This is a genomic window from Pseudomonas sp. NPDC077186, assembly GCF_044543505.1.
Lineage (GTDB): Bacteria > Pseudomonadota > Gammaproteobacteria > Pseudomonadales > Pseudomonadaceae > Aquipseudomonas.
The window spans coordinates 98,333-119,989 of the sequence record NZ_JBITWE010000005.1 but is presented as its reverse complement, the minus strand read 5'-3'; the positions used below and the strand labels follow the sequence as shown (position 1 = coordinate 119,989).

At 66.9% G+C, this 21,657-nt stretch carries 21 protein-coding genes; 3 read left to right on the top strand and 18 right to left on the bottom strand.

The genetic code is table 11. The features are described 5' to 3' along the window. Positions 1-5: 5 nt before the first annotated feature. Entirely contained in the window at positions 6-1,475 is a 1,470-nt protein-coding gene (guaB, locus tag ACIGKL_RS18795) for an IMP dehydrogenase (RefSeq protein WP_397487983.1), read from the bottom strand. A gap of 150 nt (positions 1,476-1,625) precedes the next feature. After that, a complete protein-coding gene (locus ACIGKL_RS18790) occupies positions 1,626-2,177 on the bottom strand; it encodes a sugar ABC transporter ATPase (RefSeq protein ID WP_397487982.1) in 552 nt (183 codons plus the stop codon). A 95-nt stretch (positions 2,178-2,272) separates the two neighbouring features. On the opposite strand from ACIGKL_RS18790, the gene xseA reads away from it, so the two are divergent. Then, positions 2,273-3,652, top strand: a complete 1,380-nt coding sequence (xseA, locus tag ACIGKL_RS18785) for an exodeoxyribonuclease VII large subunit (protein WP_397487981.1) — start codon at positions 2,273-2,275, stop codon at positions 3,650-3,652. 53 nt (positions 3,653-3,705) lie between these two features. Next, positions 3,706-4,527, top strand: a complete 822-nt coding sequence (locus tag ACIGKL_RS18780; RefSeq protein ID WP_397487980.1) for a peptidoglycan DD-metalloendopeptidase family protein — start codon at positions 3,706-3,708, stop codon at positions 4,525-4,527. A 6-nt stretch (positions 4,528-4,533) separates the two neighbouring features. Here the strand turns inward: ACIGKL_RS18780 and ACIGKL_RS18775 are convergent, their stop codons facing one another. Beyond that, a complete protein-coding gene (locus ACIGKL_RS18775; RefSeq protein WP_397487979.1) occupies positions 4,534-4,932 on the bottom strand; it encodes a DUF6491 family protein in 399 nt (132 codons plus the stop codon). Between the two features lie 385 nt (positions 4,933-5,317). Here ACIGKL_RS18775 and leuA point away from each other — a divergent pair, with 385 nt between their 5' ends. Then, positions 5,318-6,988: a 2-isopropylmalate synthase gene (gene leuA, locus ACIGKL_RS18770; RefSeq protein ID WP_397487978.1), complete on the top strand. Its 1,671-nt coding sequence runs from the start codon at positions 5,318-5,320 to the stop codon at positions 6,986-6,988. A 148-nt stretch (positions 6,989-7,136) separates the two neighbouring features. On the opposite strand, the gene ACIGKL_RS18765 is transcribed toward leuA, so the two are convergent. The 15 genes from ACIGKL_RS18765 to hscB form a co-directional block, all read right to left on the bottom strand. Then, complete coding sequence (locus ACIGKL_RS18765; RefSeq protein ID WP_397487977.1) at positions 7,137-7,919, bottom strand: amidohydrolase; 783 nt, start codon at positions 7,917-7,919, stop codon at positions 7,137-7,139. A gap of 80 nt (positions 7,920-7,999) precedes the next feature. Next, complete coding sequence (locus ACIGKL_RS18760; RefSeq protein WP_397487976.1) at positions 8,000-9,148, bottom strand: pyridoxal phosphate-dependent aminotransferase; 1,149 nt, start codon at positions 9,146-9,148, stop codon at positions 8,000-8,002. A 140-nt stretch (positions 9,149-9,288) separates the two neighbouring features. Continuing rightward, the gene (gene der, locus ACIGKL_RS18755) at positions 9,289-10,764 is read right to left on the bottom strand and encodes a ribosome biogenesis GTPase Der (protein WP_397487975.1); all 1,476 of its coding nucleotides are present in this window, start codon (positions 10,762-10,764) and stop codon (positions 9,289-9,291) included. A gap of 104 nt (positions 10,765-10,868) precedes the next feature. After that, positions 10,869-12,020 carry an outer membrane protein assembly factor BamB gene (gene bamB / locus ACIGKL_RS18750; protein WP_122108825.1) on the bottom strand — a complete coding sequence of 384 codons (1,152 nt, stop codon included), beginning with the start codon at positions 12,018-12,020 and terminating at the stop codon, positions 10,869-10,871. Then, positions 12,013-12,657: a tetratricopeptide repeat protein gene (locus tag ACIGKL_RS18745; protein ID WP_397487974.1), complete on the bottom strand. Its 645-nt coding sequence runs from the start codon at positions 12,655-12,657 to the stop codon at positions 12,013-12,015. Before ACIGKL_RS18745 ends, bamB begins: the two co-directional genes overlap by 8 nt. A gap of 52 nt (positions 12,658-12,709) precedes the next feature. After that, positions 12,710-13,990 (bottom strand): histidine--tRNA ligase, encoded by a 1,281-nt coding sequence (gene hisS, locus ACIGKL_RS18740; RefSeq protein ID WP_397487973.1) that lies wholly within the window; start codon positions 13,988-13,990, stop codon positions 12,710-12,712. Between the two features lie 20 nt (positions 13,991-14,010). Then, a complete protein-coding gene (gene ispG / locus ACIGKL_RS18735; RefSeq protein ID WP_397487972.1) occupies positions 14,011-15,123 on the bottom strand; it encodes a flavodoxin-dependent (E)-4-hydroxy-3-methylbut-2-enyl-diphosphate synthase in 1,113 nt (370 codons plus the stop codon). Between the two features lie 3 nt (positions 15,124-15,126). After that, complete coding sequence (locus ACIGKL_RS18730) at positions 15,127-16,185, bottom strand: RodZ domain-containing protein (RefSeq protein WP_397487971.1); 1,059 nt, start codon at positions 16,183-16,185, stop codon at positions 15,127-15,129. Continuing rightward, positions 16,182-16,943, bottom strand: coding sequence for a type IV pilus biogenesis/stability protein PilW (gene pilW / locus ACIGKL_RS18725; protein WP_397487970.1), 762 nt, complete (start codon positions 16,941-16,943; stop codon positions 16,182-16,184). Before pilW ends, ACIGKL_RS18730 begins: the two co-directional genes overlap by 4 nt. Positions 16,944-16,956: 13 nt before the next feature. After that, positions 16,957-18,105, bottom strand: a complete 1,149-nt coding sequence (gene rlmN, locus ACIGKL_RS18720; protein WP_397487969.1) for a 23S rRNA (adenine(2503)-C(2))-methyltransferase RlmN — start codon at positions 18,103-18,105, stop codon at positions 16,957-16,959. A 27-nt stretch (positions 18,106-18,132) separates the two neighbouring features. After that, positions 18,133-18,564, bottom strand: coding sequence for a nucleoside-diphosphate kinase (gene ndk, locus ACIGKL_RS18715; protein WP_017675177.1), 432 nt, complete (start codon positions 18,562-18,564; stop codon positions 18,133-18,135). A gap of 100 nt (positions 18,565-18,664) precedes the next feature. Next, positions 18,665-18,865, bottom strand: coding sequence for a Fe-S cluster assembly protein IscX (gene iscX / locus ACIGKL_RS18710; protein WP_021442757.1), 201 nt, complete (start codon positions 18,863-18,865; stop codon positions 18,665-18,667). A 13-nt stretch (positions 18,866-18,878) separates the two neighbouring features. Next, a complete protein-coding gene (gene fdx / locus ACIGKL_RS18705; protein WP_397487968.1) occupies positions 18,879-19,220 on the bottom strand; it encodes an ISC system 2Fe-2S type ferredoxin in 342 nt (113 codons plus the stop codon). A gap of 3 nt (positions 19,221-19,223) precedes the next feature. After that, positions 19,224-21,089: a Fe-S protein assembly chaperone HscA gene (gene hscA, locus ACIGKL_RS18700; RefSeq protein WP_397487967.1), complete on the bottom strand. Its 1,866-nt coding sequence runs from the start codon at positions 21,087-21,089 to the stop codon at positions 19,224-19,226. 45 nt (positions 21,090-21,134) lie between these two features. Beyond that, positions 21,135-21,656: a co-chaperone HscB gene (hscB, locus tag ACIGKL_RS18695; protein WP_397487966.1), complete on the bottom strand. Its 522-nt coding sequence runs from the start codon at positions 21,654-21,656 to the stop codon at positions 21,135-21,137. Position 21,657: the final 1 nt, after the last annotated feature.

Here is a 21,657-nt window from a genome sequence, read left to right as displayed (position 1 = left end):
GCGAATCAACCAACCCGATAGTTGGGGGCTTCCTTGGTGATCTGCACGTCGTGCACGTGCGACTCGGCCATGCCGGCGCCGGTGATGCGCACGAACTCCGGCTTGGTGCGCATCTCCTCGACGGTGGCGCAGCCGGTGTAGCCCATGGAGGCGCGCAGGCCGCCCATCAGTTGGTGGACTATGGCGGCCATGGCGCCCTTGTACGGCACGCGGCCTTCGATACCTTCCGGCACCAGCTTCTCGGCACCGGCCGAGGAGTCCTGGAAGTAGCGATCCGAGGAGCCCTGCGCCTGCGCCATGGCGCCCAGCGAGCCCATGCCGCGGTAGGCCTTGTAGGAACGGCCCTGGAACAGTTCGACTTCGCCCGGGGCTTCTTCGGTGCCGGCCAGCATGGAGCCGATCATCACCGCGGAAGCGCCGGCGACTATGGCCTTGGACAGGTCGCCGGAGAAGCGGATGCCGCCGTCGGCGATCAGCGGTACGCCGCTACCGGCCAGGGCGGCGGCGACATTGGCCACGGCGCTGATCTGCGGCACACCGACGCCGGCGACGATACGGGTGGTGCAGATCGAACCTGGGCCGATGCCGACCTTGACGCCGTCGGCGCCGGCTTCGACCAACGCCTTGGCGGCGTCGCCGGTGGCGATATTGCCGCCAATGACTTGGACTTCCGGGAAGGTCTGTTTGACCCAGCGCACGCGGTCGATCACGCCCTTGGAGTGGCCGTGGGCGGTGTCGACGATGATCACGTCGACGCCGGCATTGACCAGTGCGGCGACCCGGTCGCCGGTGTCGGCCCCGGTGCCGACGGCGGCGCCGACGCGCAGGCGGCCCTGGTCGTCCTTGCTCGCCAGCGGGTAGGCCTTGGCCTTCTCGATGTCCTTGACGGTCATCATGCCCTTGAGGGTGAAGGCGTCGTCGACGATCAGCACCTTCTCGATGCGGTGCTTGTGCAGCAGCTCGCGCACGGTTTCCTTGGCGGCGCCTTCCTTGACGGTGACCAGACGCTCTTTCGGCGTCATCACCTCGCGCACCAAGGCGTCCAGGCGGTTCTCGAAGCGCACGTCGCGGGAGGTGACGATACCCACCAGGTCGCCATTGCTCAGCACCGGCACGCCGGAGATGTTGTTCTGCCGGGTCAGCTCGAACAGGTCGCGCACGGTGGCGTCGGCCTCGATGGTGATCGGGTCCTTGACCACGCCGGCCTCGAACTTCTTGACCTTGCGCACCTCGGCGGCCTGCTGCTCGATGGTCATGTTCTTGTGGATGATGCCGATGCCGCCTTCCTGGGCCATGGCGATGGCCAGGCGCGCCTCGGTGACGGTATCCATGGCGGCGGACAGCAGCGGGATATTCAGTTCGATGCCGCGGGTCAGGCGGGTCTTCAGGCTGACGTCCTTGGGCAGCACCTCGGAATAACCGGGGATGAGCAGGACGTCGTCGAAAGTGAGTGCTTCTTGGCTGATGCGCAGCATGGCGGGCTCCCGGGCGGGAAAATAAGAAGCGCGGCATTATACCCAGCCACCCTCGCCCGCTCAATGCAAAGTGTGGCAGGTGCGACCAGAAAACGGCCGACCGGTCAGTGAGCAGACGCCCTGCCCTACCCGACCTCGGCTAATCCGCCCTCAGCAGTCGACCCGCACCAGGCGCACGGCGAAGCCGATGCGCTCGGCCAGTTCGTCGAGAAAGTCCTGGCGAAAGCCGGCGTCCGCCCAGTTGTTGAACACCAGGCCCAGGTCGGAGAAGCCGCAGGGCTGCAGGAACAGGAAGCCGTTGATATCGTCCTCAAAGCCGCATTCGGGGCAGACGAAATTGTCGGTCTCCCCCGGCCACCAGCGTTCCAGGCTGTCGAACAGCGGCGGGCCGATCTCCTGGCGGCACTCGGGGCAGCCGGCTTCTTCGCCAAAGCCCTGGGTCGGGGTATAGATGCAGCGCTTGGTCACCAGCTCCAGGCCGTTGATTGGCCGGCCGAACGGCAGCAGCTCCGGGCGCTCGACCACCCGCCGCGCACCCGCGGCAATGGCGAAGGCCATGCGATTGCCACTGCGCCCGCAGGTGCTGACATGCGCCTGGACGATCTCGCGCTGCGCCAGCCAGCGCAGCAGGCGCGCCGCCAACGCCTCGTTGCCCGGCAGGCTGGAGATCTGCGGCACGATGATGGCCTGGTTCTCGCCCATGGCGTGCTCCATACGAAGAAAAGTCGCGCAGCTTAGCGGCAGTGGTGCCACGGTCAACTATGGTCGCGACGGCAAAGCCTTTATCATGCCGGCCCATGATCAACGATCCCTTTGCCCGCCTGAACCTCGACCGCGAGGTGCTCAGCGTCAGCCAACTGAACAACCGCGCCCGCCTGCTGCTGGAAGACGTGTTCGCCAGCATCTGGGTCGAGGGGGAAATCTCCAACCTGGCGCGGCCGGCCTCCGGGCATATCTACTTCACCCTCAAAGACAGCCAGGCCCAGGTGCGCTGCGCGCTGTTCCGGCAGAACGCCGCGCGGGTACGCCAGGCGCTGCGCGATGGTCTGGCGGTGAAGGTACGCGGCAAGGTCTCGCTGTTCGAGGGCCGCGGCGACTACCAGCTGATTCTCGATGCGGTCGAGCCGGCCGGCGACGGCGCCCTGCGCCTGGCCTTCGAAGCGCTCAAGGAAAAGCTGTCCGCCGAAGGGCTGTTCGCCACCGAGCGCAAGCTCGCCCTGCCCGCCCATCCCAAGCGCATCGGCATCGTCACCTCGCCCACCGGCGCGGTGATCCGCGACATTATCAGCGTGTTCCGCCGCCGCGCGCCGCAGGTGCAGCTGAACCTGATCCCCACCGCGGTGCAGGGCCGCGAGGCCACCGCGCAGATCGTCCGCGCCCTGCAGCTGGCCGACGCGCAGGGCTTCGACGCACTGATCCTGGCCCGCGGCGGCGGCTCGCTGGAAGACCTGTGGTGCTTCAACGAGGAAGCCGTGGCGCGCGCCGTGGCCGCCTGCGTCACGCCCATCGTCAGCGCCGTGGGCCACGAGACCGACGTTTCCATCGCCGACTTCGTCGCCGACGTGCGCGCGCCGACGCCCTCGGCCGCCGCCGAGCTGCTGGCCCCCGACAGCAGCGAGCTGGTGCAGCGTCTGCACAACCTGCAGCGCCGCCTGGTGCTGCACATGCAGGGGCGCCTGGCCCGCGAACGGCTGCGCCTGGAGGGCGTGAGCCGGCGTCTGCGTCATCCCGGCGAGCGCCTGCGCCAGCAGGCCCAGCGCCTGGACGATCTGGACATGCGCCTGCGCCGCGCCTTCAACCAACAGCTCATCAACCAGCGCGAACGCCTGGCGCGCCTCGACGCCCGTCTCGCCGCCCAGCATCCGGGGCGCAACCTGGCCCTGCTGCGCCAGCGCCTGGATGGCCTGGCCGCGCGCCTGCCGCGCGCCATGCAGGGTCAGCTGCGCAGCCAGCGCCAGCAACTGGGGGCGCTGGCTGCACAACTGCAGATCGTCAGCCCGCTGGCCACCCTCGGCCGCGGCTACAGCATCCTCCTCGACGAACGCGGTCAGGCCGTGCGCCGCGCCGCGCAGACCCGCCCGGGGCAACGCCTCAAGGCCCGCCTGGGCGAGGGCGAGCTGGATGTGCGGGTCGAGGACAACCATATTCAACCGGCGACGCTGTCGCTGCTCGATTGACCTTTTGCCGGGTGGGTAAGCGCCGTGCGCCGATCCACCCCAGGGATAGCCGTATGCGCCTGATCGCTTTCCTGCTGTTTACCGCCTTCGCCCTGCCCGCTCAGGCCGAAGGCTTTATCACCCGCCTGTTGAACAAGCCGGTGCCCGGCGGCGTCGCCGTGCTCGATCTCGGCGACGCCGCCAGCGCGCCAAAGGTGCGCTACCAGGACAAGCCGGTGCTAACCATCCGCGAGGACGGCCAGCGCTGGATCGCCATAGTCGGCATCCCGCTGACGGTGAAACCCGGCGCCCAGCAGCTGGCAGTCGACGGCCGGCCACACAGCTTCCAGGTCGGCGCCAAGCACTATCGCGAACAGCGCATCACCATCAAGAACCAGCAGCAGGTCAGCCCCAACGCCGAGAATCTCAAACGCATCGAGCGCGAACTGGCCGAGCAGACCCGCGCCTACCAGCGCTTCAGCGCGCGCCAGCCGAGCAACCTGCTGTTCGACCGGCCGGTCAACGGCCCGCTGTCCAGCCCCTTCGGCCTGCGCCGCTTCTTCAACGGCGAGGAGCGCAACCCGCACTCGGGCCTGGATTTCGCCGCGGGTAGCGGCACGTCGATCAAGGCGCCGGCAGCCGGCGAGGTGATCCTGATCGGCGACTACTTCTTCAACGGCAAGACGGTGTTCCTCGACCACGGCCAGGGTCTGATCAGCATGTTCTGCCACCTGTCGCAGATCGACGTGAAGCTCGGCGACCAGATCGCCCGCGGCGGCCATATCGGCAAGGTCGGCGCCACCGGCCGCGCCACCGGGCCGCACCTGCACTGGAACGTCAGCCTCAACGACGCGCGGGTCGACCCGGCGATCTTTATCGGCGCCTTCACTCCCTGATCGGCGCTAATGCCGGGCGATCCGCTCCAGGGCATGGATCTCGTCGATCAGGCAGGGCTCGGCAAAGCCGCCCTGGTCATGCACCAGGATGTGATCCAGCGGAGTCAGCATGCCGAGGGTGGTGCGGTAGCTGAGCAGGCTGGAGAAGTTCAGGTTGTGGCAGGGCCGGGTGAAACTCACCAGGTAGGCCCGCCCCGGGCCGCGGCCGAACAGCAGGTGCTGCTTGTCCAGGTACTGCCAGCCGTCGAGGTCGTGGCGCAACACGCTGCGCAGCGACTCGCCCTGGCGATAGCCGAGCTGCTGCAGGCGCTCGTCCAACGGCAGCGCTTCCGGCGCCGGCCGCTGCGCACAGGCGCCGAGCGCCAGGGCAAGGGACAAGGCGATGAGTGCGCTGAATCTGGCCATGGCATGCCTCCTCCCGGCCGAGCCACCGGGTTCTCGCGGGGCCGTCGCGTTCGGCGCAACCAAGCCCCGGGCCAGTTACCAGCCTACGCCTGATGGGGCCGCCGCGCAGCCTCGGCCTGCCGAATATCGCACCAGGCAATACCTCACGCGATAACGTCAGATATCGGCAATAAAATCTCGCCATCAAATGCCATACGCAACGAAACGGCGTTTTTCACAGCTAGCTTGCCATCTTTACCCTCGCGCATTAGGGTTGGCCCCATGAACGACGCCCATACCCTCATTCTCCTGCGACAGCACGCCTGCCTGCGTCTGGTCAGCCCGCGACTGCGTGGCTGAATCCGCACGCCGCTCCCCCTTTCGCTGCCGCTCCAAGGATTTCGCCATGACCATGCTCAAAGACCCGTCGCAGAAGTACCGTCCCTTCACCCAGATCCAGTTGCCCGACCGCACCTGGCCGGACAAGATCATCGACCGTGCGCCGATCTGGCTGTCCACCGACCTGCGCGACGGCAACCAGTCGCTGATCGAGCCGATGGATGCCGAGAAGAAGATGCGCTTCTTCAAGTGCCTGGTGGGCGTGGGCCTGAAGGAAATCGAAGTGGGCTTTCCCTCCGCCTCGCAGACCGATTTCGACTTCGTCCGCGAACTGATCGAAGGCGGCCACATTCCCGACGACGTGACCATCCAGGTGCTTACCCAGGCCCGCGACGACCTTATCGAACGCACCTTCGAGTCGCTCAAGGGCGCCAAGCGCGCCATCGTCCACTACTACAACGCCTGCGCGCCGAGCTTCCGCAAGATCGTCTTCAATCAGGACAAGGCCGGCGTCAAGGCCATCGCCGTGGCCGCCGGCAAGACCATCAAGCGCCTGGCCGCCGCGCAGCCGGGCACCCAGTGGGGCTTCGAGTATTCGCCCGAGGTGTTCAGCTCGACCGAGACCGATTTCGCCGTCGAGGTGTGCAACGCGGTGATCGCGGTGTTCCAGCCGACCCCGGCGAGCAAGCTGATCCTCAACCTGCCGGCCACCGTCGAGTGCGCCACGCCGAACAACTACGCCGACCAGATCGAGTGGTTCGGCCGCCATATCGACCGCCGCGACAGCGTGCTGATCAGCGTGCACACCCATAACGACCGCGGCACCGGCGTCGCCGCCTCCGAGCTGGCGGTGATGGCCGGCGCCGACCGCGTCGAGGGCTGCCTGTTCGGCAACGGCGAGCGCACCGGCAACGTCTGCCTGGTGACCCTGGCGCTGAACCTCTACACCCAGGGCGTCGACCCGCAGCTGGACTTCTCCGACATCGACGCGGTGCGCAAGGTGGTCGAGGACTGCAACCAGATTCCGGTGCACCCGCGCCACCCCTACGCCGGCGACCTGGTGCACACCGCCTTCTCCGGCTCGCACCAGGACGCGATCCGCAAGGGCTTCGCCCAGCAACAGGCCGATGCGGTCTGGGAAGTGCCCTACCTGCCGATCGACCCGGCCGATATCGGCCGCGACTACGAGGCGGTGATCCGGGTCAACAGCCAGTCCGGCAAGGGCGGCATCGCCTTCCTGCTCGAACAGGAATACGGCATCAACCTGCCGCGGCGTATGCAGATCGAATTCAGCCAGGTGGTGCAGCGCGAAACCGATCGCCTCGGCCTGGAAATGACCGCGGCGCAGATCTACCAGCTGCTGGAATCCGAGTACCTGCAGGCCAGCGCGCCCTACGCCCTGAAAGGCCACCGCCTGCAGGAAGAGAACGGCACCAGCGCGGTCGACGTGGAAGTGCTCAGCGCCGGCGAAAGCCAGCACTGGCGCGGTATCGGCAAGGGCCCGCTGGAAGCCCTGGTGGCCGGCCTGCCGGTGGCTGTGGAGATCATGGACTACAGCGAACACGCCATCGGCGCCGGCACCAATGCCAAGGCCGCGGCCTATATCGAGCTGCGCGTCAACGGCGGCCGCGCCCTGCACGGCATCGGCATTGACGAGAACCTGACCACCGCCAGCTTCCGCGCCCTGTTCAGCGCGCTGAACCGCGCCCTGAGCCAGGCCGAGGCACAGGCGGCCTGATCGCGCCGCCGCCGAAACGACAACGCCGGGCATTGCCCGGCGTTTTCATTTCCGCACGCCGTCCTACTGGCGTCGGTTGCGCCGCGTCAGCAGCGGTGCGCGCGGCGCACCCTACGGCCTCGACCACACAGGCCATCGTCCGCCGGCACTAGCGCAGGGCGAAGCCATCGGCATCCAGATGCGCCGGAAAGCGTTCGCGGTAGGCGGCCAGTTCGCCGGCACTGAGGGTCACGCGAAACACCCCGTCGCCGGCCTCGGCGGCCAGCAGCGGCTCGCCCTGGAAATCCAGCACCTGCGAGTCGCCGGCATAGGCGTGGCCCTTGCCGTCCGCACCTATCCGGTTCACCGCCGCGACATAGCACAGGTTTTCGATGGCCCGCGCCGGCAGCAGGCGGTTCCAGTGCTGGCGCCGCGCCGCCGGCCAGTTGGCAGTGTAGAGCAGCAGGTCGGTGCCGCCGGCATCGCGGCTCCACACCGGGAAGCGCAGGTCGTAGCAGATCAGCGGACGCACCCGCCAGCCCTTGAGCTCCAGCAGCACCTGCTCGGCGCCGGCGGCGTAATGCTTGTGCTCACCGGCCATGCGAAACAGATGGCGCTTGTCGTAGTGCGCCAGCGAGCCGTCCGGACGCGCCCAGAGCAGGCGGTTGCGGTAGCTGCCGTCGGCCGCCTGGATGATCAGGCTGCCGCAGATCGTCGCGCCGAGGGCACGCGCCTGTTCGCGCAGCCAGCTCGTGGTCGGGCCGTCCTCGGCTTCGGCCAGGGCGGCGGAATCCATGGAAAAGCCGGTGGAAAACATCTCCGGCAGTATCACCAGGTCGGCGCCGCGCGCCTGTTCCAGCAGCGCCTGGAAGTGCGCGCGGTTGGCGGCCGCATCGTGCCAGGCCAGGCTGGTCTGGACCAGCGCCAGTTCGAGATCGGCTTTGTCGTTCATCTCATTTCACTCGCCGTAGGGTGGATGTCGCCTTTCACATCCACCAAGCTTTGGTGGATAACGCTTCGCGGTTATCCACCCTACACCGCACTGAGCTTTTCGGCGGCCTGGCGCAGGGTCTCCTCGCGCTTGGCGAAGCAGAAGCGCACCAGGCGCAGGTCCGCCGGCGGGCTCTGGTAGAACACCGACACCGGAATCGCCGCCACGCCGTGCTCGCGGGTCAGCCATTCGGCCATGGCCACGTCGTCCAGCTCGGGGCGAATCGCCGAGTAGTCGACCAGCTGGAAATAGGTGCCGGGTGCGCGGCGGAAGCTGAAGCGCGAACCGGCCAGCAGGTCGCAGAACAGGTCGCGCTTGGCCTGGTAGAAGGCCGGCAACTGCTCGACATGCTCGGGGCAGGCGGCCATAAAGTCGGCCAGCGCGTGCTGCAGCGGGGTCACCCCGCAGAAGTTCACGTACTGGTGGATCTTGCGCAGTTCGGCGGTCAGCAGAGGCGGCGCCACCACGTAGCCGGTCTTCCAGCCGGTGACGTGGTAGGTCTTGCCGAAGGAGCTGACCACGAAGGCGCGCGCGTACAGTTCTTCATGGGCCAGCACGCTGGCATGGCGCATGCCGTCGTAGATCAGGTGCTCGTAGACCTCGTCGCTGACGATATGGATATCGCGGCCGCGGATCAGTGCGGCCAGGCGGTCCAGGTCGGCGCGAGCGAGCAGCGCGCCGCTGGGATTGTGCGGCGAGTTGAGGAAGATCAGCCGGGTGCGCGGGCCGATGGCATCGGCCAGGCGCTGCCAGTCCACGGCGAAGTCCGGCAACGCCAGCGGCACGTGCACACAGCGCCCGCCGGCCAGCTCCACCGAGGGCTCGTAGCTGTCGTAGCAGGGGTCGAGGACGATGGCCTCGTCGCCCGGATGGATCAGCGCCTGCACCGCGCAGAAGATCGCCTCGGTGGCGCCGGGGGTGATGGTGATCTCGCTGTCGGCATCGCGCCGCACGCCGTAGCTGCGGGCGATCTTGGCCGCTACCTGCTGACGCAGCGCCGGCAGGCCGGTCATCGGGCAATACTGGTTGCGCCCCTCCAGCACATGCCGCGCCACCGCCTCGCGCAGCGCCTGCGGGCCGTCGAAGTCGGGAAAGCCCTGGGACAGGTTGAGCGCGCCGACGTCCGCGGCGAGCTGGGACATGCGGGTGAAGATGGTGGTGCCGACGTTGGGCAGTTTGCTGACGAGCATCGCGACTTCCTGCGGGGGCTTGAGCAAGCCGCGAGGATAGCCGATGCCCGGTGCCAAGGGCAGCAGCAGGGCTTATGAAAAGCGGGAAGAAGCTTATGCCTTGCCCGCCGCCAAGGCAGCGGCGGGCAAGACGGCGGCGCTTACTTGCGCTTGTCCTTGCGCTTCTTCTCGGCCTTCTTGTGGTGGCTCATCAGGCGGCGCTTCTTGTTCACCTGACGGTCGGTGAGGGTGTTCTTGTTGCCCTCGTAGGGGTTCTCGCCACCCTTGTACTCGATGCGGATCGGCGTACCGACCAGCTTGAGCACGCGGCGGTAGGTGTTCTCCAGATAACGGGTATAGGCGCGCGGCACGGCGTCGACCTGGTTACCGTGGATCACGATCAGCGGCGGGTTGGCGCCGCCGAGGTGGGCATAGCGCAGCTTGATGCGGCGGCCGTTGACCAGGGGCGGCGCATGGTCGCTGACGGCATCCTCGAGAATCTGCGTCAGGCGGCTGGTCGGCCAGCGGGCGATGGCCGACTGGAACGAGGCCTGCACCGACTTGTACAGGTGGCCGACGCCGGTGCCGTGCAGCGCCGAGATGAAGTGGATATCGGCGAAGTCGACGAAGAACAGCCGGCGCTCCAGCTCGGTCTTGACGTAATCCTTCTGCCCCTGGTCCATGCCGTCCCATTTGTTCAGGGCGATGACCAGCGCGCGGCCGCTTTCCAGGACGAAGCCGAGCAGGTTGAGGTCGTGGTCGACCACGCCTTCGCGGGCGTCCATGACGAACACCACCACGTTGGAATCCTGAATCGCCTGCAGCGTCTTGACCACCGAGAACTTTTCCACCGCCTCGAAGATCTTGCCGCGGCGGCGCACGCCGGCGGTGTCGATCAGGGTGTACTTCTCGTCGTCGCGCTCGAAGGGGATATAGATGCTGTCGCGCGTGGTGCCGGCCTGGTCATAGACGATGACCCGCTCTTCGCCGAGCATACGGTTGACCAGGGTCGACTTGCCGACGTTGGGCCGGCCGATGATGGCCAGCTTGATGCCGTCCTTCTCGCTCGGCCCGGGGATGCGCTTGGCCTCCTGGCCTTGCAGCACCTCTTCCTCTTCAGTGCCCTCTTCCGGCTCGCCGGCATCCTTGGGGAAGGCGCCGAGCACCACCTCGAGCATCTGGGTGATGCCGCGGCCATGGGCGCCGGCGATCGCCAGCGGCTCGCCCAGGCCCATCGGGCTGAACTCGGCGCGGGCCAGGTCGACGTCGAGGTTGTCGACCTTGTTCACCACCAGGAAGCTCTGCTTGTTACGCCGGCGCAGGTGCTCGCCGATCATCTGGTCGGAGGCGGTCATGCCGGCGCGCGCGTCGACCAGGAACAGCACGGCATCAGCCTCTTCGATGGCCTGCAGCGACTGTTCGGCCATCTTCGCGTCGATGCCTTCCTCGTCGCCGGAGATACCGCCGGTGTCGATCACGATATAGGTGCGCCCCTGCCACTTCGCCTCGCCGTACTGGCGGTCGCGGGTCAGACCGGAGAGGTCGCCGACTATGGCGTCGCGGCTGCGGGTCAGGCGGTTGAAGAGCGTGGACTTGCCGACATTGGGCCGGCCCACCAGGGCTATTACGGGAACCATCAGGCTCTCCACTCGGTTATTTCATAAAATGCAAAGGCCGCTGCACGGGCAGCGGCCGGAATCTTTCATGGCTGCCGCCAGGATCACCTGGCAGCATAGCCGGTTCACTTGATGGTCAGCGCCACCAGCTTGCCGCCGTTACCGAAGGCATACAGCCAGTCGCCCACCACCAGCGGACGGGCGCGCAGGCCGGCGCTGTCGATGCGCTCGCGGCCGACGAAGCGGCCGTCCACCTGGCTCAGCAGGTGCAGGTAGCCTTCCAGGTCGCCGACCGCGACGTAGCTGGAGAACACCTCGGGCGCCGACAGCTGGCGACGGGCCAGGGCGTCGTTGCTCCACAGCGCCGAGGCGCTGCGCTCGTCGATGCCTTCCACGGTGCCGTTGGCCAGGCTGACGTAGACGTTGCCGAAGCCCTGCGCCACGTTCACCGAACTGGACGCCTCGCGCTGCCAGAGTATGCGGCCGCTCTCCAGGTCCAGCGCGGCGACGCGGCCCTGGTAGCTCACCGCATAGACGGTGCCGCCGGACTGCAGCAGGCCGCCGTCGATATCCACCACCCGCTCCAGCTCGGAACGGCCCTGGGGAATGGCCACGCGCTGCTCCCACACCGGCAGGCCGCGCTGGGCGTCCACCGCGATCACCTTGCCGCTGGACAGACCGGCCACCACCAGGCGGTTGGTCACCAGCGGGCTGCCGGTGCCGCGCAGGGTCAGCACCGCCGGGGTGTTCTCGAAGATCCAGCGCTGGCTGCCGGTATCGGCGTCGAAGGCGATCAGGCGGTCGTCCTGGGTCTGCACCACGACCACGTCGCCGTTGCTCGCCGGGGCCGCCAGCACTTCGCTGGTCACCCGCGAACGCCACTGCTCCTCGCCGGAGCTGGCGTCCAGGGCGATCACCTCGCCCTTCAGCGTGCCCAGCAGGACCTGGCCGTAGCCGGCGCCGACCGCGCCGGATACCGGAATGTCCAGTTTCTTGCGCCAGATCACCTTGCCGCTCATGCGGTCCAGGGCCATCACCAGGCCTTCGACGTCGGCGGCGTAGATCACCTCGCCGTCGATGGCCGGCACCAGCATGTTGAAGGTCTCGCCCTGGCCTTCGCCAATCGAGCGGCTCCACTCGGTGCGCAGTTCGACTTCCTCGTCGAACTTGGTCAGTTCGGCCGGCGGCAGTTCCTTCTTGCTATTGCTGCTGCAACCCACGGCCAGTACGGCCAGGGCCAGCAGTGCGGCATTCTTCCAACGCATCACGTCACGCATCCCCTTTTGCCAGGTCGTCCAGCTTCATCTGCAGGCCACCGACGGCGGCGTCCTCGGCCAGGGCCGCCTTGGCTTTCTGGTAGGCGGCATGCGCCTCGTCGGCACGCCCCAGCTGCACCAGCAGGTCGCCTCTGAGCTCTTCGCGGCTGGCCAGGAAGGCCGTATCGGCTTCGCCAGCGAGCAGCGCCAGGGCCTCCTCGGCCTTGTCCTGCGCGGCCAGCACGCGGGCCAGGCGCTGCCGCGCCAGCTCGCCAAGGGTGGCATCGGCCGGCTTGTCGAGCACGCCCTGCAGCGCCGCCGCGGCATCGTCCAGCTTGCCCGCCTCGACCGCCACCTTGGCGACGAACAGGCTGCCGTACTGCGCGTAGTGGCTGCCGGCATATTCGTTGTTGAGCTTGCCGGCCAGCTCGGCGACCTTCGCCGCGTCGGGCTCGCCAGCCGGGTTCAGCGCGGTCTCCAGCAGTTGCTGGTAGATCAGCGAGGCGCCCTGCGCCTGGTTGCTCTGGTACTTCTGCCAGCCCTGCCAGCCGAATACCACCACCAGGGCCAGCACGCCGCCGGTCAGCAAGGGTTTGCCGTTGCGCTGCCACCAGTCCTTGATGACCGCCAGCTCTTCTTCATCGGTACGCGAAACCACCCCAATACTCCTATCGCTCGACCCCATGACAGGTCGTTGAGAAAACTACCTGTTAAATACGGGCTGCCAGGTGTTCGGCCAGGGCCGCCCAGGCAATGTTCTGTTGTTCGCTGTCGTCGCGCAGCGGCTTGCAACCTACCACTTGCCGGGCCAGTTCGTCTTCACCCATGACCAGGGCGTACAACGCGCCGCTCTTGTCGGCCTTCTTCAGCTGGCTCTTGAAGCTGCCGCCGCCGGCGTTGAGCTGCAGACGCAGCCCCGGCAGCTGATCGCGCAGGCGCTCGGCCAGGGCCAGGGCGGCCAGTTCGGCCGGCTCGCCGAAGGCGCACAGGTACAGGTCGACCTGGCGGGCAATCTCCGCCGGCACCTGGTCCAGGGTCTCGATCAACAGCACCAGGCGCTCGATGCCCATGGCGAAGCCCACGCCCGGCGTCGGCTTGCCGCCCATCTGCTCGACCAGGCCGTCGTAGCGGCCGCCGGCGCAGACGGTGCCCTGGGCGCCGAGCTTGTCGGTGACCCACTCGAACACGGTCTTGCTGTAGTAGTCGAGGCCGCGCACCAGCTTGGGATTGATCACGTAGGGAATGCCGGCGGCGTCGAGACGAGCCTTCAGCCCCGCGAAATGCACGCGCGACTCCTCGTCCAGGTAGTCCGCCAGCTTCGGTGCGTCGACCAGCAGGGCCTGGGTCTCGGCCACCTTGGAGTCGAGGATGCGCAGCGGGTTGCTGGCTAGGCGGCGGCGACTGTCCTCGTCGAGCCGCTCGGCGCGTGCCGACAGGTAGTCGACTAGGGCGTCGCGGTAACGTGCGCGCGCCTCGCTGGTGCCCAGGCTGTTGAGCTCCAGGGTCACCGCGTCGCGGATGCCGAGCAGGCCCCACAGGCGCCAGGTGAGCACGATCAGCTCGGCATCGATGTCCGGGCCGTCGATATTGAAGACTTCCACGCCGATCTGGTGGAACTGCCGGTAGCGCCCTTTCTGCGGACGCTCGTGGCGGAACATCGGGCCGATGTACCAGAGTTTCTGGGTCTGTCCGCCGCCGGCCAGGCCATGCTCGAGCACGGCGCGCACGCAGGCCGCGGTGCCTTCCGGACGCAGGGTCAGGGAGTCGCCGTTGCGGTCCTCGAAGGTGTACATCTCCTTCTCGACGATATCGGTGACCTCGCCGATGGAGCGCTTGAACAGCTCGGTGAACTCGACGATGGGCATACGGATCTGGCGGTAGCCGTAGCCGTCCAGCAGGCTCGCCACGCGGCCTTCGAAGTAACGCCAGAGCGGGGTCTGCTCGGGCAGGATGTCGTTCATGCCACGAATGGCTTGCAGGGTCTTGCTCACAGGAAATCCTTAACGCCGCGTCAGCCGCGGACGATCACGGCCGCATCGGCGGCGGCCTTCTCGGCCGCCTTGTCGCGGATGAGCCGTTCCAGCTCATCCACCAGGTTGTCGTTGGTCAGTTTCGAGGCGGGCTTGCCGTCGATGTAGACCAGGTTGTTCGGCGTACCGCCGGTCAGGCCGATATGCGCCTCCTTGGCTTCGCCGGGGCCGTTGACCACGCAGCCGATCACCGCCACGTCCAGCGGCACCAGCAGATCCTCGACGCGGCTTTCCAGCTCGTTCATGGTCTTGACCACATCGAAGTTCTGCCGCGAGCAACTCGGGCAGGCGATGAAGTTGATCCCACGCGAACGCAGGCGCAGCGACTTGAGGATATCGAAGCCGACCTTGATCTCCTCCACCGGATCGGCGGCCAGGGAGATGCGGATGGTGTCGCCGATGCCCTCGGCCAGCAGCATGCCCAGGCCCACGGCCGACTTCACCGTGCCGGAGCGCAGACCGCCGGCCTCGGTGATGCCCAGGTGCAGCGGCTGCTCGATCTGCTGGGCCAGCAGGCGATAGGCGGCGACAGCCATGAACACGTCGCTGGCCTTCACGCTGACCTTGAAGTCGGGGAAATTCAGCCGATCCAGGTGCTCGACGTGGCGCAGTGCGGATTCCACCAGCGCCTCGGGGGTGGGTTCGCCGTACTTCTTCTGCAGGTCCTTTTCCAGCGAGCCGGCGTTGACCCCGATGCGGATCGGGATGCCCTTGTCGCGGGCGGCCTCGACCACCGCCCTGACCCGATCCTCGCGGCCGATATTGCCCGGGTTGATGCGCAGGCAGTCGACGCCCAGCTCGGCCACCCGCAGGGCGATCTGGTAATCGAAGTGAATGTCGGCGACCAGCGGCACGCGCACCTGCTGCTTGACTTTGCCGAAGGCCTCGGCGGCGTCCATGTCCGGCACCGAGACGCGCACGATGTCGGCGCCGGCATCTTCCAGGCGACGGATCTGCGCCACGGTGGCGGCCACGTCGTTGGTGTCGGTATTGGTCATGCTCTGCACCGCGATCGGCGCATCGCCGCCCACCGGTACCGAGCCGACCCAGATCTTGCGCGACAGTCGGCGCTTGATCGGCGATTCGCAATGCATGCTTTACAACCCCAGCTTCAGGCGCGCGGTCTCGCCCGTGATGAAGGGCGAAACGTCGACCGCCTCGCCGTTGTAACTGACCTGGGCGCCACGGGCGAAGCCCAGGCGCAGTTCCATGGGCGCCTTGCCGGTCAGCTCGATGCGCTCGCCGCTGCGCTTGAGCGCGCTGACCAGCACCTTGCCGTCGGCATCGGTGACCTGGGTCCAGCAATCAGCGCTGAACTGCACGCTGAGCGCGCCCTGCCCGGCGGCTAGCGCAACCGGCGCGGCCGGCGCGGCCGGCTCCGCAGCAGCCGGCGACTGGGCGACCGGGGCGACCGGGGCGACGCTGGTAGGGCTGCTCGGCTCGCTGGGCGCAGGCGCCGGTGCTGGTGCTGGTGCGGGCACGGATTCGCTCGGCGCCGGCACGGCAGCGCTGGACTCGCTCGCGGCAGGCTCGACGGCCGCCTGCTCGGCAGCGCTGTCGGCCGCGCCGTCCACGACTTCTCCCGGCTCGGCCGGCAACAGCAGCGGGCTGCTCGGTTCGCCGCCCTGGGCGGCCACCACCGCCTGGTCTTCCGGCTCGGCCAGCGAGTGCACCTGGGTGGTGCCATCGGCGCCGTCCACTTCCACCTGCTCGAGCCCCAGGCCAGCCAGGTCCGGCGCAGGACGCCCCTGCTCCTGCCACCAGAGGAAACCGGCGCCGATCAGGGCCAGCAGCAGCAGGAAACTGACCAGACGCAGAATGCTTTGCGAGTAGCGCGCCGGCTCCTCGATGCGCCCGAGGCTGTGCACGCTGCTGCCGTTGGCATCGGTGCCGGTGAACTGGTCGAACTCCAGCACCAGACGGTTCTGGTCCAGCTCCAGCAGCTTGGCGTAGGCGCGGATATAACCGCGGGCGAAGGTGGTGCCCGGCAGCTTGTCGAAGGCGCCGGCTTCGAGCTGGCTAAGGCGTTGTGGCGTCAGATTGAGCTGCCCCGCCACTTCGGCGACGCTCCAGCCCTTGATCTCGCGGGCCTGACGCAGGCTCTCGCCCGGATTGTTCGGCATCGGCTGAGTGACTTCGCTATGCGCCGCTTTCATTGTTGCCCCGAAACGTATTGCTGATATTCCTGAGACGCCGGATACAGCCGGCGCAATTGCAGGCCCAGGCTGGCGGCCGTGTCGCGATCCTCGAAGACCTCCGCCAGACGCGCACCGAGCAGTAGGCTGCGGGCGTTCTGTTCCGCGAGTGTGCTGAAACTCTCATAGTAATCACGCGCCGGTACGTACTCGCGCGCATCATAAAAAAGCATGGCCATTTCCAGCAGCACCCGAGGCTGCTGACTATTCAAACGCAGGGAGCGCTCGAAATACTTCTTTGCCTCCTCGCGTTGCCCCAACGCCAGGAAAGTCATACCTATATTCTCGAAAACACGCGAGCGCTCCGAGTAGAGCGGGTCCTCGGAGGCTTGCTGATAACTGGTCAGTGCCTCGTCGTAGCGCTTTTGCTCATAGAGGAAGGTACCGTAGTTGTTCAGCAGGCGGGCATCTTGCGGACGTTGCGACAGCGCCTTGCGAAAATGCTCGTCGGCGAGCTTGCTTTCCATCTCCACCTGAAAGACCAAGGCAAGAGCCGCATGCGCATCGGCATTTGACGGATCAAGTTCCAAGGCACTGCGCAGAGGACGCTTAGCCCGCTCAGTTTGCCCCTTCTGCATATAACCGATCCCCAGACGCACATAAGCATCGCGTGCCTCGTCGCGCCCCTTCGCCGTACGCATGGGGTCGACATCCCCCGTGGTCACACAACCGCCAAGCAGACTGGCAACTAGCAATAACAGCGCGGGGCGCAGGGTCATGGGCATCCTCTCTTCAGCTTCGATTGGCGGCGGGGCGAGGCTCTTGCGCCTCGCTGCCCAGTTGGCGCACGGCAATATAGCGCTCGCTGCGACGGGTACGGTCCATGACCTGGCCAACCAGCTGGCCACAGGCGGCGTCGATATCGTCGCCGCGCGTGGTGCGCACGGTGACGTTGTGCCCGGCCTTGTGCAACAGGTCCTGGAAACGGCGGATGGCGTTGTTGCTCGGCCGCTCGTAACCCGAGAAGGGGAAGGGATTAAACGGAATCAGGTTGATCTTGCAAGGCACATCGGCCAGAAGTGCGACCATCTGCTCAGCGTGCTCGGGCTGATCGTTGACGCCCTTGAGCAGGGTGTACTCGATGGTCAGCACGCGCTTCTCGCCGAGCTTGGCGATGTAACGCTTGCACGCCGCCAGCAGCACGTCCAGCGGGTACTTCTTGTTGATCGGTACCAGCTGGTTGCGCAGCTCGTCGTTGGGCGCGTGCAGCGACAGGGCCAGGGACACGTCGATCACCTCGGCCAGCTTGTCGATCATCGGCACCACGCCGGAGGTGGACAGGGTCACCTTGCGCTTGGAGATGCCGTAGCCGAGGTCGTCCATCATGATCTGCATGGCGGAAACGACGTTGTCGAAGTTCAGCAGCGGCTCGCCCATGCCCATCATCACCACGTTGGTGATGGCGCGATCGACCTTCGCCGGCACGCTGCCGAAGGATTTGTTGGCGATCCACACCTGGCCGATGATCTCGGCGCTGGTCAGGTCGCTGTTGAAACCCTGCTTGCCGGTGGAGCAGAAACTGCAGTCCAGGGCGCAACCGGCCTGCGACGACACGCACAGCGTGCCGCGGCCGTTCTGCGGGATATACACGGTTTCCACGCAGCTGCCCGACGCCACGCGCACCACCCACTTGCGCGTGCCATCGGCGGAAATATTTTCGCTGACCACTTCCGGGCCGCGAATCTCGGCAGAGGCCTCGAGCTTCTCGCGCAAGGCCTTGCCGACATTGCTCATGGCGGCGAAATCATCGACGCCAAAGTGGTGAATCCACTTCATTACCTGGCCGGCACGAAAGCGCTTCTCGCCGATGGACTCGAAGAACTGTTCCATTTCCGGCTGGGTCAGGCCCAGCAGGTTGATCTTGCCGGTGGTATTGGTCATGGCTTCACCCTCGCATCATTCGCCGTATCAGCGAATGCGCGCGCACAGCTCGGTAGCGGAGAAGAAGTAGGCGATCTCGCGCGCAGCCGAAGCCTCGGAGTCGGAACCGTGTACGGCGTTTTCGTCGATGGACACGGCGAAGTCGGCGCGGATGGTGCCGGCAGCGGCTTCCTTCGGGTTGGTGGCGCCCATCAGCTCGCGGTTCTTGGCAACGGCGTTTTCGCCTTCCAGCACCTGAACGATGACCGGACCGGAGGTCATGAAGGCAACCAGATCCTTGAAGAAGCCGCGCTCGCTGTGCTCGGCGTAGAAGCCAGCGGCCTCGCGCTCGGACAGCTGCACCATCTTCGACGCGACGACGCGCAGGCCGGCCTTTTCGAAACGGGTGGTGATTTCACCGATGACGTTCTTGGCGACGGCGTCAGGCTTGATGATGGAGAAAGTACGTTGAACGGCCATGTGAAGCTCCAGAAACTTAGGGTTAAAGCGAAAAATTAAACCCGCGAATTATACGCGGGTTCCGGTTAAAAGCGTAGGGCGGGCGCCATTAGCGCCTGTTTCAGTCGAGCTCTTCGATCCAGGCCGCCTGAATGGCTTCGAGCACCTTCTCGCCGCCACGCTGCGGGTCGTCGGCGAAATCCGGCAACTCCAGCACCCAACGATGCAGATCGACGAAATTGACGTAGCGCGGGTCGACATCCGCCTTGCGTTCACTGAGCTGGATGGCGATTTCCAGCACATCGGTCCACTTCAGACTCATGCTGTTTTCCTGATCAATGCGGCGCTTCGGCCGCGTGGTTAAGCGAATACTTGGGAATCTCGACGGTGAGGTCTTCCTCGCCGACTTTCGCCTGACAGGCCAGACGCGACTGCGCCTCCAGCCCCCAGGCCTTGTCCAGGTAATCCTCTTCCAGCTCGTCGGCCTCGTTCAGCGAGTCGAAGCCCTCGCGCACGATGCAATGGCAGGTGGTGCAGGCGCACACGCCGCCGCAGGCGCTCTCCATCTCGATATGGTGCTGGTGCGCCAACTCGAGGATGGAAACGCCGGGCTCCGCCTCGACCACCATGCCATCCGGGCAGAACCGCTCGTGGGGCAGAAAAATGACCTGCGGCATCAGTTAGTCCTCGATCTCGTTCAGATTGCGCCCGGCCAGCGCGGCTTTTACCGTCGAATCCAGGCGCCGGGCGGCGAAGGCATCGGTCACCTGCGACAGGCGCTTGCTCTGGCGCTCGATGGCCGGGCCGTCGCTGCCGTCGAGCAGCTCGCGCAGCTCCTGCATCTGCAGCGCAATGACCTGGCGCTCCTCGGCATCCAGCAGTCGCTCGCCGTCGGCCTGCAGCGCCGCTTCGACCGCCTCCAGCAGGCGCTGGGCGTCGACCTGTTGCTCGCGCAGGGCGCGGGCGGCCTTGTCGTCGCCGGCGTTCTGGAAGGAGTCCTGCAGCATGCGCGCGATCTCGCCGTCGGTCAGGCCGTAGGACGGCTTGACCTGAATGCTCGCCTCCACCCCGGCCCCCAACTCGCGGGCGGCGACGCTGAGCAGACCGTCGGCATCGACCTGGAAGGTCACGCGGATCTTCGCCGCGCCGGCCACCATCGGCGGGATGCCGCGCAGCTCGAAGCGCGCCAGGGAGCGGCAGTCGGCGATCAGCTCGCGCTCGCCCTGCAGCACGTGGATCATCATGGCCGTCTGGCCATCCTTGTAGGTGGTGAAGTCCTGAGCGCGCGCCACCGGAATGGTGGTGTTGCGCGGGATCAGCTTCTCCATCAGCCCGCCCATGGTTTCCAGGCCGAGCGACAGCGGGATCACGTCGAGCAGCAGCAGCTCTTCGCCGTCGCCACGATGATTGCCAGCCAAGGTGTCGGCCTGGATCGCGGCGCCGATGGCCACCACCTGATCCGGGTCGATATTGGTCAGCGGCGTGCGGCCGAACAGCTCGCCGACCGCTTCGCGCACCCGCGGCACCCGCGTGGAGCCGCCGACCATGACCACCGCGCTGACCTCCTCCAGCTCGACGCCGGAGTCGCGCACGGCACGGCGGCAGGCCTTCAGGCTGCGCGCCAGCATCGGCTCGATCAGCGCCTCGAACTGCGCGCGCGACAGCGTGCCGCGCCAGTCGCCATGCGCCAGCTCGACGCCGTCGGCGGCGGTCAGCCCTTCCTTGGCCGCACAGGCGGTTTGCAGCAGGCTGCGCTGGGTCGCCGGGTCGAGGTCGCTGGACAGGCCGGCCTGCTGGATGATCCAGTCCGCCACGGCGTGATCGAAATCGTCGCCGCCCAGGGCGCTGTCGCCGCCGGTGGCCAGCACCTCGAATACGCCGCCGGTCAGGCGCAGGATGGAAATATCGAAAGTACCGCCGCCCAGGTCGTAGATCGCCACCACGCCCTCGGCCTTCTGATCCAGGCCGTAGGCCACAGCGGCGGCAGTCGGCTCGTTGAGCAGACGCAAGACGTTGAGGCCGGCCAGGCGCGCGGCGTCCTTGGTGGCCTGACGCTGGGCATCGTCGAAATAGGCCGGCACGGTGATCACCGCCCCGACCAGCTCGCCGCCCAGGCTCTGCTCGGCGCGCAGGCGCAGCGCCTTGAGGATTTCCGCGGAGACTTCGACGGGGCTCTTGGCGCCCTGCACCGTCTCGATAAAGGGCATATGCGACTCGCCGACCGCGAAGCGATAGGGCATCTGCTCGCCGAGCTGATGCACGTCGGCGATCCCACGACCCATCAGGCGCTTGACCGACAGCACGGTATTGAGCGGGTCGCGGGCGGCCGCCAGCTTGGCCGACTCGCCGACCTCGACGCTGCCTTCGTGATAACGCACGGCCGACGGCAGGATGACCTTGCCAGCGGCATCGGCGATGGGCTCGGCCAGGCCGCTGCGCACGGCGGCGACCAGAGAATTGGTGGTGCCCAGGTCGATACCCACCGCCAGCCGACGCTGATGGGGTTGCGGGCTCTGCCCTGGCTCGGCGATCTGCAATAAGGCCATGGTCTTCTTGAAATCATCAGGCAGGCTGCCGGGGCAACCCACGGGTTAATCGTCGAGGCGCTCTTCTAACTGGCGCACTTCATGGGAGAGCTTGTCGAGGAACTGCATGCGGCGCATCAGGCGCTCGGCCTCCTCGCGCCGGGCGTCGTCGTCCCAGCAGGCGGCGAAGCTATCGTTGAGCTGCTCCTGCGCACCCTTGAGGCGGCGCTTGAAGGCGGCCACCCCAGCCAGGTCGGCGTCGTCCTGCAGCTCCTCCAACTCCTCGCGCAGCTGCATCTGCTGCAGGAGGAAGTCCGGATCCTGCACCGTCACCTCCAGCGGCAGCTCGGGGCCGCCCAGGGCCAGCAGGTAGCGCGCGCGTTGCGACGGCGTCTTCAGCACCTGGTAGGCCTCGTTGAGGCTGGCCGAGCGCTCCAGCGCCAGACGCTGCTCGCGCTCGCCGGCGTCGGCGAAACGATCTGGGTGAACCTGGCGCGCCAGCTCGCGGTAGCGCGCGGCCAATTGTTCGAGATCGAGACGAAAACTCGGCTGCAGCTCGAACAGGGCGAAATGACAAGGAGTACCCACG

Excerpts from the sequence above, each read along its gene's own strand:
- guaB (WP_397487983.1), bottom strand. The coding sequence starts at position 1,475 with ATGCTGCGCATCAGCCAAGAAGCACTCACTTTCGACGACGTCCTGCTC.
- ispG (WP_397487972.1), bottom strand. The coding sequence starts at position 15,123 with ATGCATTGCGAATCGCCGATCAAGCGCCGACTGTCGCGCAAGATCTGG.
- leuA (WP_397487978.1), top strand. The coding sequence starts at position 5,318 with ATGACCATGCTCAAAGACCCGTCGCAGAAGTACCGTCCCTTCACCCAG.
- ACIGKL_RS18780 (WP_397487980.1), top strand. The coding sequence starts at position 3,706 with ATGCGCCTGATCGCTTTCCTGCTGTTTACCGCCTTCGCCCTGCCCGCT.
- fdx (WP_397487968.1), bottom strand. The coding sequence starts at position 19,220 with ATGCCGCAGGTCATTTTTCTGCCCCACGAGCGGTTCTGCCCGGATGGC.
- pilW (WP_397487970.1), bottom strand. The coding sequence starts at position 16,943 with ATGACCCTGCGCCCCGCGCTGTTATTGCTAGTTGCCAGTCTGCTTGGC.
- bamB (WP_122108825.1), bottom strand. The coding sequence starts at position 12,020 with ATGCGTGACGTGATGCGTTGGAAGAATGCCGCACTGCTGGCCCTGGCC.
- ACIGKL_RS18790 (WP_397487982.1), bottom strand. The coding sequence starts at position 2,177 with ATGGGCGAGAACCAGGCCATCATCGTGCCGCAGATCTCCAGCCTGCCG.
- xseA (WP_397487981.1), top strand. The coding sequence starts at position 2,273 with ATGATCAACGATCCCTTTGCCCGCCTGAACCTCGACCGCGAGGTGCTC.
- ndk (WP_017675177.1), bottom strand. The coding sequence starts at position 18,564 with ATGGCCGTTCAACGTACTTTCTCCATCATCAAGCCTGACGCCGTCGCC.
- ACIGKL_RS18730 (WP_397487971.1), bottom strand. The coding sequence starts at position 16,185 with ATGAAAGCGGCGCATAGCGAAGTCACTCAGCCGATGCCGAACAATCCG.
- hscA (WP_397487967.1), bottom strand. The coding sequence starts at position 21,089 with ATGGCCTTATTGCAGATCGCCGAGCCAGGGCAGAGCCCGCAACCCCAT.
- ACIGKL_RS18775 (WP_397487979.1), bottom strand. The coding sequence starts at position 4,932 with ATGGCCAGATTCAGCGCACTCATCGCCTTGTCCCTTGCCCTGGCGCTC.
- der (WP_397487975.1), bottom strand. The coding sequence starts at position 10,764 with ATGGTTCCCGTAATAGCCCTGGTGGGCCGGCCCAATGTCGGCAAGTCC.
- ACIGKL_RS18760 (WP_397487976.1), bottom strand. The coding sequence starts at position 9,148 with ATGCTCGTCAGCAAACTGCCCAACGTCGGCACCACCATCTTCACCCGC.
- iscX (WP_021442757.1), bottom strand. The coding sequence starts at position 18,865 with ATGAGTCTGAAGTGGACCGATGTGCTGGAAATCGCCATCCAGCTCAGT.
- ACIGKL_RS18765 (WP_397487977.1), bottom strand. The coding sequence starts at position 7,919 with ATGAACGACAAAGCCGATCTCGAACTGGCGCTGGTCCAGACCAGCCTG.
- rlmN (WP_397487969.1), bottom strand. The coding sequence starts at position 18,105 with ATGACCAATACCACCGGCAAGATCAACCTGCTGGGCCTGACCCAGCCG.